Raw genomic sequence first — 16677 nt, 5'->3', positions numbered from 1 at the left:
ATGACGCTACCTTTTTAGCTCGATAAAGCACACCACCTGTGAAAGTGCATTTGTTAACACATCCAAGTCAGTGCGATTTGTTATTGTTGTGATCGTTTTGCTTTGCGTTTCAAGGTCTTTTGCAACTTTCGCTAGTCGCTTAAAGCCCAGACCTGCAGCAGCGCCCTTAATTCCGTGTGCTAACTCGAATAATGCTGAACCTTGCTCTATTTCAGCAACCTGTTCTAGGTAATCATGGCAAAGTTTAGCAAATTTATCTAACATTGTTTGCAAAAACGTTTCATTTTGCATCATTTGTGATAAAGCAAACTCATAATCAAAAAAGGCTTCTTCTGTTTTATCCGACTGGAAAATATTACTTGCCAATGCCTTGCACGCCTGTGTGCTATTAATTGGTTTTACCAAATAATCATTCATGCCAACGGCTGTGGCTTTCGCCCGCTCTTCTTTGCTTGCATTGGCGGTCAAGGCGATAACGGGAAGCTCAGTTTCAGACCACACGGCTCTGATCTGCTTGGTCGCTTGATAGCCATCAATATTTGGCATATGGATATCCATCAGGATGATATCGGGTTGCAGTGAGCGGCAAACTTCCTCAATATGTTCGGCGCTTTGGAGCCCTACGGTAGAAATACCATTCTGCTTCAACATATTTTCAGTAATATCTAAATTTAAGTTGTTATCGTCGACCACCAAGCAAAGTGCACCGGCAACCTGCATACACACGTTGTCGACGGTTTGCGTCATATGGGCAAATTCAGCAAGCCAAGTATAAGCTGATTGGTAAAACACACTTTGATTAAGCGCAATATGGTTACTTTGCTCAGGAAACTCCCCTTCACAATGCAGTAGTAATGCGGTATTTCCAGGTAGCGCATAAGCGGGGTCAAGCGCTGCTTCTGGTGGAATAACAACAATAGACTTGTCGAGCTGAGCATGCATCCCGTGCAATCGCTCAACAGATAAAGGTTCCGCAAGACCTGAAAAATAGCTTGGTAAGCTATGTGCTTCGGTGATGAGACAGTAGACTTCTTTGTGACTATCCACAACTGGACAAGCGCCTTTATCTAGCACCAATTCGAAGAAAAAGCAGCTTCCTTCGTTCGGGGTTGAGTTAACCGCAATATCGCCACCTAAGAGTGCAACTTCTTGCTTCACAATCGCAAGCCCCAAACCAATGCCTTCGTGACGACGTGTGAAGCTTTCATCACCTTGGGTAAATGCATCAAAAAGGTGTTCAATTTCTTGCGATTTGATCCCAACGCCAGTGTCCCAAACAGCAAACTTTATGGTTTGTTTTGCAGCTCTATCATTAGTTAACGTTACTTTCAGACCCACCTTACCATGGTTGGTATACTTTACGGCGTTACCAAGTAGGTTTACTAAGATTTGCTTTACTTTATCTTCATCACTGTAAAGGTAAGGCCAAACTTGAGGGTCGACCTGTAACTCAAACTCCAAGCCTTTTTGTATACATAAAGGCTTAATCAGTGATTCTATAGTGGTAAATACATGGCAGGTTTGAAATGTCTCGTATTGAATTGTGCCTTGATGACTTTCTACTTTGGCAAACTCTAAAATACTGTTGAGCATGGTAAGCAGCTCGTTTGCAGCCCCAGAAAGCTGCTGCAATTTTTTACTCTGAACTCGAGTCAGCGCCTCACTTTTGATCATATCCGCCAGACCTAATATGGCATTAATTGGCGTTCTAATTTCATGGCTGATATTCGCGATAAAGCGGCTTTTGGCAAGCGTTGCGCGCTCAGCATCTTGCTTCGCTAACAGCAGACCAGTGATATTTTGAATATGGATCACGTAATACTTAGGGCGCTTATTTTTATCCCAAACTAAAGAAATACTCAATTGTAACCAGCGGTGCTTACCCGACTGTGAAATCATGTGCTCAACGACTTTCTTTTGCTCTTTTAATAGCCCAGCCAAGACAGGCTTCAGCTCTTGCCAGTTTTGTTCATCAAACAAGCGTTCCAGCTGCTTTTCTCCGGTATTCTTATCAAGTGATAAGTAACGTTTGGCAGCCTTGTTCATCTCCAAAATTTTACCGCTGATCGCAGCCAAAATAACGCCATTAGGTGCAAACTCAGTCGCTGCCCTAAAGTTTTCTTCAGAGTCTCTTAGGGCATTATATGCCTCTTGTGCGGCAGTAATATCTCTCGCAACCCCCAAACAACCGATGAGCTTTCCTGTTTCCGATTTCAATGGCGTAATAGTCAAAAAGTAGGTATTTGCCCCAAGGACAAAATTAGTTGCCACTTGTTCTTGCGAGCGCTCCATCGCCGCTTCTTGCTCAAGTAAAATGGTTAATCCAGATGTCACTTCAGGTTGTGTTTTCGCAACTAAATCCGACTTATCAACCCCCATAAACTCTTCAAACGCGCGATTACAGCCTATGAATGAACCGTCTATATTTTTGAAATAGATAATATCGGGCACAGAGTCAAGCACTGCATTTAGCAAAGCAGCTTGACGCTCTTTTGCCTCAAAGCTTTGCTTTAATGCCTGTTGTTTACGCTTAATTTCGTCGTCTAGTTCTTGATTATGTTGCTTAAGGGCATGCATTAAGCGCGATTTTTGCTCCACCACCTGTTTGATTTGTATAAACCAAGGTTGCCATTCTGAGGGAATAGGATAGTTTAAAGTGGCTTGTGGTGTATGCTCTTGCAAAGATAGATAATTCACAAAATGCTTTAGAGGTCGGACAAATATTTGTCCGCTTAACCATACAATAGTCACAAAGGTAAAAAGAATAAAAAACAGTAATAGTGCAAGTTCGAGCAAGATCTCCCGCTGTAGCGGAGCGGCAAACTGCTCATAGCTTTCATGATAGTTTAAACTAATAGGCTCTTTGGCGGGTTTTGCAATAAAGTGCAGTCCGTACTGCCAAGGTGCTGATGAGTTTACAAGCCCATCGTGGTCGTGATCATAGCGTTCCCCCGCGATAATCTCATCACTTTGGTTTTTAAATTCCATCGTACCGTCTAAGGAGCCGATGTTTAACAACCACCTATCAATAATATCGCTATCATAGATCATCAATACATGAGCGTTATCCACCGTTGATAGTTTCTTACCGAGCGCAAACATTTGTCTATCGAAAAACTTCACGGGTGGGCCAACGACTATATTGCCCAAGCTAAAGTCGGGTTCGAACTTACCTTGAACTAGCCGCGTGATAAAATGGCTGCTTGAGGCTTCTCGACGCTTAACATACGCAAAGCCGTCATCTTCTATGTATGCGACCGCATACAATCCACCCTGCAACGCGAGCGCGGCATCAAAAGCGGTATTAAGCGACAGTACGGTTTGCCATCGTTTAGTGGCAAAAAGCGCTTCACTGACTTGCCCACGACCAACAATCTCTCCACCATTGTTTGGTAACGCATGATAATAATGTTCAGGGTGTTGCTCTATATCTTCTAACCACTCTGGTGGCTTTTGAAAAGAAATGGGCTGCGCTAGGTTAACGGCGATGCTATCAAGAACGACATGTGCAGCATAAAACTCTTGTTTCAGCTGCTGAGAAACATATTCATACTGGCCAAAACGCACTTTGTACTGGCGTTCGAGTTTAATTTGATAGAGATGGTAAGCTAAGACGAGGACAAGTAGGATGGGTATTATTACCGCCACTAAAATTCCCTTTCGGTAACTTTTTAGTGGTAAAAATTCTTTTGTCGCATCCATTTACTGGCTCGTTCCCGTTTGCACACAGTGTTAGCAAAAGAGTAACGAGCCAGTCGGCTCAAGGCAAGTTATAAATTTTCTTCAGCAAAACTTGCCAAGCGGCTTCGTACTACACCGTTTAAGTTAATGGTAGCGCTACCTTCAAAGTCTTTAAAGCGCTCGACAATATAGGTTAACCCTGATGTCACAGGGGTGAGATAATTACTATCAATTTGGGCGAGGTTTCCCGTACAAATCAATTTAGTCCCTTCACCGCAGCGAGTGATGATGGTTTTTAACTGTGATGCCGTTAAGTTTTGGCTCTCATCTAAAATAACGACCGCATTTTGAATGCTTCGGCCACGCATAAAATTCACCGATTTGAACTGAATGTTCGCCTTTTCCATAATGTAGTTACGGCTAGTCACGGGGCTTTCATCGTGTTTGTGGAGCACTTCTAAGGTATCTGTGATGGCCGCAAGCCAAGGGGCCATTTTCTCTTCTTCCGTACCCGGTAAAAAGCCGATGCTCTCCGCAATTTCAGGCGTATTTCGCGTCACAATTACCTTATCGTAAATCCCTTTTTCGATGATCATTTCAAGCGCACTGGCAAGCGCCAATAAGGTTTTTCCGCACCCTGCTGGCCCAGTTAGTATCACCAGTTCAATGTCAGTATCAAGTAATGCATCCAGCGCCATACCTTGGTTGATATTTTTCGGTTTCACTCCCCATGCTTGACGGTGCATCAAACGTTCAACGCCTAAGTCTTTTAATCGAATGTGTTCAGAGTCGTAACCCACAACCCGAGCCGCGAAGTGATTAGTATCGTCTATCAGATACTCATTACAGAACACATCAGGTACGAGTGATTTTGGCACATCATGAACCGTGTATCGTCCTTCCTGCTGCGTTTGACACTCACCAACATTTTGCCAAAAATCGCCTTCAACCTTTTTAAAGCCACTGGTTAACAGCGCAATGTCGTCAATCAGTTGATCGGTACGATAGTCTTCAACATACTTGAGTCCAGCGCCTTTCGCTTTTAGTCGCATGTTGATGTCTTTGGTAACCAGCACCACTTTTTTGTCGCTGTACTGAGTTTGCAAATGTACCGCACAATTAATAATGCGGTGGTCATTTTCGTTGCCGGGTAACCCGGAGATGGAATCAGGAAACAGGTGATCGTTTACAATAATCAATTTACCCGAACTGGGCGTTCGGTGACTTTCAATCCTCAATGTTGGTAGCGCTACCCCCTCTAGCATTTGCTCTGGTGTTGCATCGCGAAGCACATCATCTAACCCACGAATGGCAACTCTTGCGTCTCGGCTCACGTCACTCTTTCGATCTTTAATGTGATCGAGTTCTTCAAGGACAGTCATAGGAATAACAACATCGTGTTCTTGGAAGGAAAGGTAAGCGAGCGGTTCATGGAGAAGTACGTTGGTGTCGAGCACGTACACTTTATGGTCTTTGTCTTGTTTTACCATAGCGCATTCCTGTTGTTTACAGATTATTATGCTATACCCAATACACAACATAGTGACCGATTATGTTTTGGGTATAGTTCAAGTTTAGTCTATTTGTCACAAAAGTCGCTTTTATGACAGTAGAAAATCCAACTTGCATATTGATAAAAAACAACTAGTTGGCGATTGCCATGCCAACTAGATAGAAAAAGCGCCAGCACTTGATAAATAAAGGCCTGAGTCACTGTTGTGTATTGAACAAACCGACATGAATAGGTAACATAGCCGCCTTTTTTCTGCATAGACGAGATAACCATGAATTTTTCCTTAGGTCAGCGCTGGATCAGTGATACGGAATCAGATTTGGGATTGGGTACAATAGTGGCACTTGAGGGGCGTCAAGTGACTATTTTATTTCCCGCTAGCGGAGAAAACCGTGTTTACTCAGTACAGGAAGCACCTGTAACTCGAGTTGTATTCAACCCAGGCGATGTGATCCGCCATGTTGAAGAGTGGGAACTACGTGTTGACAGCGTGGAAGAGCAAAATGGACTATTTTGCTATCATGGTACTCGAGTTGATAATGAAGAAGAGACTTCATTCAAAGAGACCTTTCTTGATCACTTCCTCAAGTTCAATAAACCTCAAGATCGTCTATTTGCAGGCCAAATCGACCGTTTTGATCGCTACACACTGCGTTATCAAACTTGGCAACATCAGTTTGATAAAGAACAATCTCACCTTAAAGGGTTGATAGGTCAGCGTGCTAGCCTTATTCCGCACCAGCTTTATATTGCCGATGAAGTCGGTAAGCGCTTTGCACCTCGCGTACTTCTGTCTGATGAAGTAGGCCTAGGTAAAACCATTGAAGCGGGCATGATTTTACACCAGCAAATTCTCTCTGGTCGTGCCAACCGTGTGTTGATCGTGGTTCCAGAGAACTTACAACACCAATGGCTGGTAGAGATGCTACGCCGCTTTAACCTGCACTTTTCGATTTTTGATGAAGAGCGTTGTAGCGAAGCTTATGCAGATGCACCAAATGTATTCGAAACAGAGCAACTGGTACTGGTTAGCCTAGAGTTTATTACTAAAAAGCGCCGCTGGTTTGAACAAGCCACACTCGCTGATTGGGATCTACTGATTGTTGATGAAGCACACCACCTGACGGTCACAAAGGAAAAGCCAAGCACTGAATATCAACGTATTGCTGAGCTTTCTCAGGACATTCCTGGGCTTATCTTGTTGACTGCAACGCCTGACCAACTGGGTCACCGCAGTCACTTTGCGCGTTTACAGCTACTCGATCCAGACCGCTTCTACGACTACGACGTGTTTGTTGAAGAAGAAAGTCATTATAAAGAAGTCGCAGAAGCCGCGAACAACTTACTGCAAGACAAAAAGTTAGACGCAAAAGAAGAGCAAACACTTTGTACACTGCTAAAAGAAACCGATATTTCTGAGCTACTTGCAAAGGCACAAAGTGGCGATAGCGACGCCAAAGCTGAAATCTTGTCTATGTTACTAGACCGTCATGGTACTGGCCGTATTCTATTTAGAAATAGCCGCAGTGGCATTGATGGCTACCCAAGTCGTTTGTTACATCAATACCCAGTACCTTTACCAAAGCAATACAAAACAGCAATGTCGGTAATGGGCAACATTGGTGGTATTCAAAGTCCTGAATTTAACGCGATGCGTGCTTTGTTCCCTGAAAAAATCTTCCAAGAGTTCGAAGGTGAAGGAAGCAGCTGGGCGCAGTTTGACCCGCGCGTTGAGTGGTTGATTGCTAAATTAAAAGAGTTAAAGCACGAAAAAGTACTGCTTATTTGTGCCAAAGCGGAAACCGCAATTAGCCTTGAACAAGTATTACGTGAGCGCGAAGCGATTAAAGCGGCGGTGTTCCACGAAGGCATGTCTATCATTGAGCGCGACCGCGCGGCAGCGTTTTTTGCTGATGAATATGATAGCGCACAAGTATTACTCTGCTCTGAAATTGGCTCTGAAGGTCGTAACTTCCAGTTCTCACATCACTTGGTGCTATTTGACTTACCGCTTAACCCTGACTTACTTGAGCAACGTATTGGTCGTCTTGACCGCATTGGTCAAAAGCACGACATCAATATTCACGTGCCGTACTTTGAAAGTACCGCACAAGAAGTATTACTACGTTGGTATCACGAGGGCTTAGATGCATTCGAAACCACCAGCACTACGGGGCAAATGCTGTATAAGTCTTTTTCTGATGATTTGTTAGCGCTGATCGCTGAACACAACTGTGACGAAGACGAATTAGATCCTCTATTGGAGCAAGCCGCAAAAGAAAACGCACAGCTGCGCACAAAAATGGAGCAAGGTCGAGACCGCCTACTTGAGCTTCACTCAAGTGGTCAAGGTAAAACAGATAATATCGTTGCTGAACTTGAAGCACTTGATAACGACGTCATTTTGCCTGCGTTTATGATTAATGTGTTTGATACTTTTGGTGTTAACCAAGAAGACAAAGGCGAGAATACGATTATTCTCAAACCTACCGAGCACATGCTTAACCCTTCTTTCCCTTGTTTGAAAGATGATGGCATCACAGTGACTTTTGACCGTAACACCTCACTGTCACAAGAAGACGCGCATTTCATCAGCTGGGATCACCCTATGGTCAGCGGCGTAATGGATATGATCTGTAACGATGACTTTGGTTGTGCATCAGTGGCACTGCTTAAAAACAACAAGTTACCTGTCGGTACTTTCTTTGTTGAAATGATCTTCGTTGCAGAAGCTTCTGCACCTAAGTCTCTTCAAGTGGGCCGCTTTTTACCGCCAACGCCAATTCGCGTCCTAATGGATAAAGGTGGCAATGACTTAGCCCAAAACGTGGCGTTTGATGCATTCAATCAACAGCTTTCTGCCGTTGGCAGACAAACCGGCAGTAAGCTAGTTAATGCGCTACAAAGTGCTATTCACCCGCTTATTACTCAAGCTGGCGATATTGCACAAGCTCAACTTGAAAGCATTCAAGCCAACGCGATGGATAAAATGCAAAAGCAATTAGGTGATGAGCAAGGTCGTTTGCAAGCACTTAAGGCTATCAATCCGAACATCCGTGACGAAGAAGTTCAAGTATTTGATAAACAAAGAGCTGAGCTGAGCACACACATTGAAAAAGCGCAGCTTAAGTTGGATGCGATTCGTTTAATTGTGGTTGCCAACCAGTAAACCTCCCGTACCGAAAGAGAGCCTCGGCTCTCTTTCTCGCTACCGCTCACTTAGCAACTCATATATAATACGCGGCTTCGTTCTGTTCATGCTGAGGCAGCTGGTGTTACTAAATTACGCTCCCCCCCTTTCTCCCTATCTTGATATTTTGTACCAAGATGAAGATATGCTGGTGATCAATAAACCAAGCGGGTTACTCACCGTACCAGGTAAAGATCCAAAGCATTGGGACAGCGCTATCGCCAGAGTGAATTTTGTCTACCCTACGGCAAGAATTGTGCATCGCCTTGATATGGCAACATCCGGCGTACTGTGCCTTGCGATGAATAAAGCAGCGCATCGCCATCTCAGTATTCAATTTCAAGACAGGTTAACCCACAAACACTACATCGCCCGGGTTCATGGCAAATTACAACAGCAAACGGGTTCTGTTGATTTACCGCTGGTGTGTGATTGGCCTAACCGCCCTAAGCAAATGGTTTGTCATGAGACCGGAAAACCTTCATTAACGCATTTTGAAGTTATGGAATATGAAGCACAAGCAACACGCGTAAAGCTAACCCCCATCACAGGACGCTCTCATCAACTCAGAGTACATATGCTTTCGCTTGGACACGTTATCCTAGGTGATAGACTATACGCTACGGGAGAGGCGTTAGCGGCGGCTTCACGTCTACAGTTGCATGCAGAGATGCTGAAAATTTCACATCCAACAACTGCTGAGATGATGACCTTTACCGCACCGATTCCTTTCTAAGTAACCTGTTTACTCTGTTAGTTAGAAACGGTTTAGAAACTGTGGCCTTCGAAAAATTAAGCAAATTTAGCGTTGCCAGCTAACGCTCAGATTAACGTTTGCTTAGTCACTAAACAAAGCGGGTAAAAAGCACGCGGTTAACACATAAATTGCATTACTATGGTTTCGTGATCGGCAGATGTTTTATATACTGTAATTGTTCCCTAGCTCGTAGGACAGCTGATTAAGTCCCTGAGCCGATAAATTTCGTTTAGGATAGCAGTTTGTTTACTATTGAGCATGCTCGGCATGTACCGAGAAGCCTACGGTAGGCTGTTGCTCTCCGCCTTGAACCTCAGGGTTCAAGGGCTGACATCGGCATCCGCGAAGCCGGGGAACAACCTTTCCCACTTGACACATGTCATCGCCTCAAAGCTAACTCGCTTTTACGTATACTTAATAAATCACATGTTCAACTCCATACTAAAAACAGCTACACGGTTAACGTCGCAACGCAAAAGAAATTGCGAGATAAATGCTCGAAAAGAGTCGCGAGATAAACTCGCTGCTACGGAAGAGCATTACACGCTATGCGCATATCTCGGTGTTTTTAATTAATAGGAGTTAGTACCAACTCACTACAAAACATCTTTATATGATTGGAAAGACCATTAAAAACTTTCATTTTTATTGATAACCTTTTGTTCTATTCCATAGTCAAAGAATATTTTAGCCCAATCAACAAAACCTCTATAGTAGCGCGTTATTTTCATATATTTCGAAAGGTATTCTGATGTCTTTTGCTGTTATCGCCGCGCTGGCAGTTTTTATTGCCATACTTTTCGGTCTTTACCGCTTTCAACAGCGCTCCGAAACCCTGTCACGAACGGTATTATTAGGCTTAGTTGCGGGCAGCCTATTTGGACTCGCGCTGCAGTTTGTTTTCTCAGGTGACTTAACCACCAAACAGACTGTACTAGATTGGGTTGCGATTGTTGGTAGCGGCTATGTCAATCTTCTCAAAATGGTGATTATGCCATTGGTCTTGGTTTCTATGATCGCAGCGGTCGTAAAATTAGATAATCAAGGCTCTCTTGGAAAGATCTCGTTTGTCACTATCGCTATATTAGTGTTTACCACGGCCATTGCAGCGCTCATTGGTATTTTTATCACTCAAGCATTTGGGTTAAGCGCTCAAGGCTTAGTTGAAGGTGCGCGCGAAACGGCCAGAATAGCAGTACTAGAAGAACGTGCAACAACCGTTGCCGATTTAACCATTCCACAAATGCTGCTTAGCTTTGTACCAACCAATCCGTTTGCTGACTTAACTGGCGAGCGCTCAACCTCGATTATCGCCGTGGTGATTTTTGGTGTGTTAACTGGTATTGCTGCTCGTAGAGCCATCATGGAAGAGTCAGATTTAAGTAGTCCGATAAAAAATGCAGTTGAAGGCGCACAGGCTGTTGTGTTGAGATTGGTACGTATGATCATCGCCCTTACGCCTTATGGTGTGGCTGGCTTGATGGCCAAAGTGATCGCCACATCAAGCATGGCTGACATTATTAGCTTACTCGGTTTTATTATTGCCTCTTACGTTGCCATTTTACTGATGTTTTTGGTGCATGGTTTGTTAGTTACTTTGGTTGGTGAAAACCCAAAGCATTTCTTCCAAAAAATTTGGCCTGTTTTAACTTTTGCTTTCACCTCAAGAAGCTCTGCGGCAACCATCCCATTGAATGTTGAAGCGCAGATCCACAAGCTTAATGTTCCTCCTGCGATTGCAAACCTTTCTGCATCGTTTGGTGCGACAATCGGACAAAATGGCTGCGCTGGTATTTATCCTGCAATGCTTGCAGTAATGGTTGCGCCAACGGTAGGAATTGACCCGTTCGCACTCGATTTTATTGTCTCTTTAGTAGCTATGGTTGCAATTAGCTCGTTTGGTATTGCGGGTGTTGGAGGTGGTGCCACTTTCGCAGCTTTGGTAGTACTGCCTGCGATGGGACTACCAGTGACAATTGCAGCGCTGCTTATTTCTATTGAGCCATTAATTGATATGGCAAGAACGGCACTCAATGTATCGGGCTCAATGACCGCAGGTACAGTGACAAGTCGCTTGTTAAAGCAAAAGCATACTAACGAAGCAATATAGTGCTATGACAGCTTGAGGGCTAGCTAGTTATTCTGGCCCTTCACTTCTAATCAATCACGAGCTTTGCAGTACCAAGCCAAAAAGTCAGCAAGGACTTCATTGAATCCACCAGCTCATGATATTGAGAAGGTTTGGTCATATAAGAATTCGCCCCAAGCAAGTAACACTGCTTTATATCTAGCTCAGAGTCCGATGTACTGAACATAATAACCGGAATATGCTTAAGGTTTGCAGCCCCACGCATCTCAGCCAATACATCTTTACCGCTTTTTCGTGGCATATTTAAGTCAAGAATAATAAGGCTAGGTAATAGCTCGGTGCTATTAAGTTTTTCAATCAACTCAACGCCGTCACTGACAAATTGTAGCTTAGTCTCCATCACGCCGTTATCTTCAAATGCATCACGGATTAATTCTTGGTCGTCGGAATCATCATCTGCAACCAAGATATAGTTTACAGAGTGAAGCTGTTTAATTAAATCATGATGATGAACCATACACACTCTCCTTAAACTCGCATTAAACCTCGAGTTTGTATGCTGATATCAGAACCGCATCAATGGCTCTACAGCTAAGTTAAATCACTTGCGCTGAAATCGGCAAGCTAAAATAGAAAGTAGAACCTTGTCCCACTTCCGTTTCGACCCATATGCGACCATGATGTCTTTCGACGATTTTTTTACAAATAGCAAGTCCAAGTCCAGTACCGGCATATGCGCTACGACCATGTAATCTTTCAAAAAGATTGAAGATCTGCTCACTAAATTCGGGATCAAAACCAATCCCGTTATCCTTAACGGCAACAATTAGTTCATTTGCTTTACGTTCGCTGCTAATCGAGACTCGTGGTGCTCTTTCAGGCGCACTAAATTTAATCCCATTATTGATTAAGTTTAGCAGCACGCGTTGCAACTGCCTGCGATCTCCAAATACATCACCAAGCCCTGTGGTATCCACTTGTGCATTTGACTCTTTAATCACTAACTCAAGATCCAGTAAGGTTTCAGCTAACGCATTATCGCCATCAAATGATTTAAATGACTCACCTTTACGATCAATTCGTGAAAAGCTTAGTAATCCTTTGATCAACTTTTGCATTCGCTCAGCAGAATCCATCATGCGCTTAAGATAAGAGGCATGTCTATCATTTAGTCCCTCAGCTGAACACTGGATCCGATCGCCGAACATTTGGATTTTTCTGAGCGGCTCTTGCAGATCATGGGACGCTAAAAATGCAAAACGCTCCAGCTCTTGATTCGACTCATGTGCTTTCTCAAGTGCTATCGTCAGTAATTGCTCTGCAGTACGACGCGAAGTGATCTCATTTTCCAACGCTTCGGTACGCTTGGTAACTTTTTGCTCTAGAATTGCGTTAAGCTTTTTATATCGCTCAGATTTAGCTAGTACATAATTAACCAAGGTATTACGAAACTTCAATGCACAACTTACTTCGGCTTCCGTCCAAGGGTGAGATTTGCACTTCACATTCTCGACCCACAACTTAAACGAACTGCGCGGCATTAAACGGTGGCTACCATCATCCAAAAACTCAATGGATTTCTCAGGCTTCCCTCCCCAATTTTTGGTTTGAATAACTTCCTTTCTAAACCACATGATGAAGTGATTAGCATCCGCTGAAAGTGGCATCAATAGCACCCCACTCGCGGTTTTCGCAAAGGCTTTAAATGCTTCGTTAAGCTCACCTAAGTTATGGCAATAAAAAATGGAGTCATCCCCAAGTTGATGCTCTGCAAGCCAACGGTAAATATTCTCAATATCCGCCTTTGCGGGAGTTTGCCCGTAGCACTCCAAATCATTCTCAACGCGCCACGCGACACCTGTAGCTTTCATCATCTCTTGTAGTGCCGCGGACTCGTAACGTAGTCCATCAACAAAAAAGATTTCTTTTGCCATGCGCTCTGTGACGGAGGAGCTCAATGTCAGTGCATTAGCTTCTGCCATTGCTTCTAAGGATGAGGTTTTGAGAGAGATCAGATAAGACAACATCAACCCCATATACTGGGCGACTTCACGAGTGTTAAATGGGACTATGTGCTTTTCGTAGTGGTGGCAGGCAATCAATCCCCATAATTTACCAGCAACAATAATACTGATAGACATGGTTGCCTGAACGCCCATATTGCGTAAATACTGGCAATGAATAGGTGATACACTACGTAAAATACAGGCGCTTAAATCAATCGCCCTGTCTTGCGGATAAAGCGGTGAATTTTCACCATCAACATCGGCAAGCAAGCGGATCGGATTTCTTAGATAAAGTGCTCTTGCTTGTTTTGGAATATCAGACTCGGGAAAATGCTGATGTAAAAAGGAGTTAAGTCCACTGCGCTTAGCTTCTGCAACCACCTCACCATTATATTCATGGTCAAATTTATACAGCATCACTCTGTCAAACCGCGTTAACTCTCTAATTTCTTCCACGGCCATCTCGTACGAAGCCTGTAACGACTGAGAATCTACCATACTAGACAACGAATGCTTCATAAGGTGTTGCATTGAATGATTGATTTCAACGCCATGCGCCGTGTTTTGCTCAAGTTCTAATATGAGCCCAGCTTCGTTTTGACTAGCGACTACAGAGAATTCAACGCATGTTGAGTCCTTGGTTTTTATGCTGGCTGTCATCGGATTCAAACGATGGATATCAGAGGAGTTACAGTTGCTGGCAAGCAACTCAGAAAATGGAGACGCAAAAATCGTTTCTGCATGAGTATTGACCAAAGCACTAGGCTCAAGTCCTACAAGCACAGCAAAGTTTTCGCTAAAATAGCGTAGTGTTAATGTGTTGGTGTCGAATAGCAATAAATAGCCATGCGGCTGAATTGAACCTGGAATATGAATTGGCTCTTTATGACAGTTGTCTAATGTTGCTTCGAACTTCTCCACCTTTTGTACACCTTTTTCCTTAGTTTACCTCGCAATCTCATCCTATCATGGATCCCTACCTTGTATGCAAGCTGCTCGAAGTCGACAAGCACTCGGTTCACAAAGCAATTAAATGCGATTAGACTTATGCAATTAGGAAGTAAAAAGTAAGTGTATGATGACAACTACAGTAAAGTGTCCAACCTGCCAACAGGCTGTTGAATGGTCTGATAAAAGCCCATTTCGCCCGTTTTGCTCAAAACGCTGTCAATTAATTGATTTAGGTGATTGGTCTGACGAATCAAATACGATTTCAACGCCGATGAAAAGCGGTGAGCTCACGCCTCAAGATGCGGAAAGTTTGATTGAAGATATAGAAGCGATGCTGGCAAAAAACGACGACAGCTTTTTTAAAGAATAAACCTGTAGGCCGATTTCCTCGGCCTTTCCCTCTCGTTACAACTTGTTTGGCAAGACAAACAATTCAAACTCGGCAGCTTATGCTAGCGCTCTATTTCCGTTTGATCTTGTTCCGTCTTTTGCTCTGTGTTTCTCACCTCATTTTGATAGGTTTTAGCTATATGCCCCGCCCCTTCCAAAATATCACTTAATTGGATCCGGCAAATTTCCGACAATTTAATTAAGGTACCTAAGCGAAATGAGCTTGTTCCGTTAAGATAGTCGTCTAGTGTGGTGAGACCTATTCCGAGCTTTTGGCTAATGGTTTTTTTAGTATAGCCTTTGCGCTTTTTGAGTTCTTTTAGCAGTTCTCGGATCCTAAGTGTCACCTCGTATTCTTCAGGTGTCTGCATGTCTCCCTCAGTGATACCTAGTAACAAACAGCCAACAACAAAGAATACCCTTAGTTACTCTGAAGAAAACAAAAGTTATTGGAAAGTTTGTGCGCGTAAATTAAGAATTTTTCAATTCAACACTATTTCAAAGAGTTGTCCGCAGACTTGCAAGATGTACTCTTAATCGAAAAATATCACAACGCAAACATGTTATCAACATGTAACTTAAACCAGTACAAACAGTTGTAATATTTTGTACATTAATCGCAATTGGCCAGTACTCTTTGTCAATTTGGAGTACCAGCTCTCATTATTCAAAAGTGATTGGCAAGAAATGATAAAGCCCTTACCGGAAAGGTCAGGGCTAAGTTGGAGAGAAACATTGAGACTTAATCTGCTTTTTTATGGCCTTTGTGACTACGACGTGATTTAAGTGCTTGGAGCTTATCGCGCTGCTCTTCATTCAATACATGGAATACTTTGTGGCGAGTTTCCATTGAAAGTAGCGCCCACGCTTGCTTTTTATCTTGGCCTTTTTCCAGTAAAAGTTGCGCTTGAACCTTATCAAAGGTTGGCGCTGCCATAAGTGCTTTCATTTCTTCACGATAAGCTGAATGTGCTTCTTTCCCGCTTTCTTTTAGCGCTTTTTTGGCAGTTTTGTAATCCGTATAAATTGTCTTTAGTTGGCCTTGCTGCGCGTCTGTCAACTCTAATAACTTCTGGCCTTTATCTGATAGTAGCAACCTTGCTGAGTGCTCAAGCTGCCCGCCCATCGGGCCCGCGTTTGCAGTGAAGCTGAAAGTCGATACGCCAAGTGCTGTAACTAATGCTAAAGTAGATAGTAATTTCATGGTATTGGCTCCTTGTTCGCCATTGCTTTGTCACTTCCAAATTTAGCAAGCACAAAGAAAAGGAACGTCAGACAGAGGTAAAGTTTTGTCAGTGCTTTGCAAAAAAAAGCAAAGGCAATTTACATAAGGCGTTGAAGTAAGGTGTAATATGCTAGAGCCGAACTATTCAGGCCAACGCCAATCAACAATGCTGGACTAAGTATGACAATGAAACATTCCATTTTACTTATTGATGACGACCAAGAACTTTGCAGCCTGTTAAAAGAATACTTTACTGCAGAAGGCTTTGAAGCGGCGATGGCCCACACAGGAACAGAAGGTCTACAGCTGGCATTAAAGCAAAATTTCGACCTGATATTATTAGACGTAATGCTTCCCGAAATGGATGGTTTTGAAGTACTAAAGGCGTTACGTGTCCAGAAGATGACACCCGTTATTATGCTAACGGCAAAAGGTGATGACTTTGACCGCATCTTTGGTTTGGAGCTAGGTGCTGACGATTATATTCCAAAACCGTTTAACCACCGCGAGCTACTCGCGCGCGTTAAAGCCATTACGCGTCGCGTCGATCATTATAAGCAACACAGCCCGGATGATACCTTTACTATCCACCAGCTGCGTTTAGATGTAGCTTCAAGAAGTGCTACTGTTAATGGCGAGGTGCTGTCACTGACGGGCACAGAATACGAGGTGCTACTCTTGCTGGTCAGAACCGCAGGAGAAGTGGTCGACAAGCAGACTATTTCACGACAAGTACTAGGCCGGCCACTTGTGCCTTATGATCGCTCTATCGATATGCATGTCTCTAACGTTCGCAAGAAAATTGCCGCATTAAGTGAACACACTTATATCAAAACGATCCGCGGCGCTGGCTATATATTTCTAAAGGCATAATG

General features: G+C 43.4%; 12 protein-coding genes and 1 other RNA gene. 6 read left to right on the top strand and 7 right to left on the bottom strand.

Annotated features, from left to right (window positions below):
* Positions 1-6: 6 nt before the first annotated feature.
* The 3 genes from EXT48_RS02850 to EXT48_RS02840 all read right to left on the bottom strand — a co-directional run bounded on the left by EXT48_RS02850 (position 7) and on the right by EXT48_RS02840 (position 5467).
* Positions 7-3648: a response regulator gene (locus tag EXT48_RS02850; protein WP_239356925.1), complete on the bottom strand. Its 3642-nt coding sequence runs from the start codon at positions 3646-3648 to the stop codon at positions 7-9.
* Between the two features lie 122 nt (positions 3649-3770).
* Positions 3771-5171 (bottom strand): PhoH family protein, encoded by a 1401-nt coding sequence (locus EXT48_RS02845; protein ID WP_010372335.1) that lies wholly within the window; start codon positions 5169-5171, stop codon positions 3771-3773.
* A gap of 89 nt (positions 5172-5260) precedes the next feature.
* Entirely contained in the window at positions 5261-5467 is a 207-nt protein-coding gene (locus EXT48_RS02840) for a hypothetical protein (RefSeq protein ID WP_039493807.1), read from the bottom strand.
* Between EXT48_RS02840 and rapA the strand changes: the two genes are divergently transcribed.
* The 4 genes from rapA to EXT48_RS02820 all read left to right on the top strand — a co-directional run bounded on the left by rapA (position 5466) and on the right by EXT48_RS02820 (position 11251).
* Complete coding sequence (gene rapA / locus EXT48_RS02835) at positions 5466-8363, top strand: RNA polymerase-associated protein RapA (protein ID WP_130163524.1); 2898 nt, start codon at positions 5466-5468, stop codon at positions 8361-8363. The genes EXT48_RS02840 and rapA overlap by 2 nt on opposite strands.
* Positions 8364-8466: 103 nt before the next feature.
* On the top strand, positions 8467-9120 hold the full coding sequence (rluA, locus tag EXT48_RS02830) for a bifunctional tRNA pseudouridine(32) synthase/23S rRNA pseudouridine(746) synthase RluA (protein WP_175401308.1): 654 nt from the start codon (positions 8467-8469) through the stop codon (positions 9118-9120).
* 197 nt (positions 9121-9317) lie between these two features.
* Positions 9318-9500: non-coding RNA, 6S RNA (gene ssrS / locus EXT48_RS02825), on the top strand.
* Between the two features lie 392 nt (positions 9501-9892).
* The gene (locus EXT48_RS02820; RefSeq protein WP_130163523.1) at positions 9893-11251 is read left to right on the top strand and encodes an L-cystine transporter; all 1359 of its coding nucleotides are present in this window, start codon (positions 9893-9895) and stop codon (positions 11249-11251) included.
* Positions 11252-11297: 46 nt separating this feature from the next.
* On the opposite strand, the gene EXT48_RS02815 is transcribed toward EXT48_RS02820, so the two are convergent.
* Positions 11298-11747: a response regulator gene (locus EXT48_RS02815; protein ID WP_130163522.1), complete on the bottom strand. Its 450-nt coding sequence runs from the start codon at positions 11745-11747 to the stop codon at positions 11298-11300.
* 79 nt (positions 11748-11826) lie between these two features.
* Entirely contained in the window at positions 11827-14157 is a 2331-nt protein-coding gene (locus tag EXT48_RS02810; protein ID WP_130163521.1) for an ATP-binding protein, read from the bottom strand.
* Positions 14158-14314: 157 nt separating this feature from the next.
* On the opposite strand from EXT48_RS02810, the gene yacG reads away from it, so the two are divergent.
* Positions 14315-14557: a DNA gyrase inhibitor YacG gene (yacG, locus tag EXT48_RS02805; protein ID WP_026000869.1), complete on the top strand. Its 243-nt coding sequence runs from the start codon at positions 14315-14317 to the stop codon at positions 14555-14557.
* Between the two features lie 82 nt (positions 14558-14639).
* On the opposite strand, the gene EXT48_RS02800 is transcribed toward yacG, so the two are convergent.
* Entirely contained in the window at positions 14640-14948 is a 309-nt protein-coding gene (locus EXT48_RS02800) for a helix-turn-helix transcriptional regulator (RefSeq protein ID WP_017216438.1), read from the bottom strand.
* A gap of 371 nt (positions 14949-15319) precedes the next feature.
* On the bottom strand, positions 15320-15781 hold the full coding sequence (locus tag EXT48_RS02795) for a Spy/CpxP family protein refolding chaperone (protein WP_130163520.1): 462 nt from the start codon (positions 15779-15781) through the stop codon (positions 15320-15322).
* Positions 15782-15988: 207 nt separating this feature from the next.
* Here EXT48_RS02795 and EXT48_RS02790 point away from each other — a divergent pair, with 207 nt between their 5' ends.
* A complete protein-coding gene (locus EXT48_RS02790; protein ID WP_130163519.1) occupies positions 15989-16675 on the top strand; it encodes a response regulator in 687 nt (228 codons plus the stop codon).
* Positions 16676-16677 lie beyond the last annotated feature (2 nt).

Origin of the sequence: Pseudoalteromonas sp. CO348, from assembly GCF_004208845.1 — a bacterium.
Lineage (GTDB): Bacteria > Pseudomonadota > Gammaproteobacteria > Enterobacterales > Alteromonadaceae > Pseudoalteromonas > Pseudoalteromonas maricaloris.
This window is presented reverse-complemented; position numbering and strand designations above follow the sequence as displayed.

Bases quoted from the DNA above. Each gene is read 5' to 3' on its own strand.
- EXT48_RS02820 (WP_130163523.1), top strand. From the start codon at position 9,893: ATGTCTTTTGCTGTTATCGCCGCGCTGGCAGTTTTTATTGCCATACTT.
- EXT48_RS02790 (WP_130163519.1), top strand. From the start codon at position 15,989: ATGAAACATTCCATTTTACTTATTGATGACGACCAAGAACTTTGCAGC.
- EXT48_RS02840 (WP_039493807.1), bottom strand. From the start codon at position 5,467: ATGGTTATCTCGTCTATGCAGAAAAAAGGCGGCTATGTTACCTATTCA.
- EXT48_RS02845 (WP_010372335.1), bottom strand. From the start codon at position 5,171: ATGGTAAAACAAGACAAAGACCATAAAGTGTACGTGCTCGACACCAAC.
- EXT48_RS02815 (WP_130163522.1), bottom strand. From the start codon at position 11,747: ATGGTTCATCATCATGATTTAATTAAACAGCTTCACTCTGTAAACTAT.
- yacG (WP_026000869.1), top strand. From the start codon at position 14,315: ATGACAACTACAGTAAAGTGTCCAACCTGCCAACAGGCTGTTGAATGG.
- EXT48_RS02800 (WP_017216438.1), bottom strand. From the start codon at position 14,948: ATGCAGACACCTGAAGAATACGAGGTGACACTTAGGATCCGAGAACTG.
- rapA (WP_130163524.1), top strand. From the start codon at position 5,466: ATGAATTTTTCCTTAGGTCAGCGCTGGATCAGTGATACGGAATCAGAT.
- EXT48_RS02795 (WP_130163520.1), bottom strand. From the start codon at position 15,781: ATGAAATTACTATCTACTTTAGCATTAGTTACAGCACTTGGCGTATCG.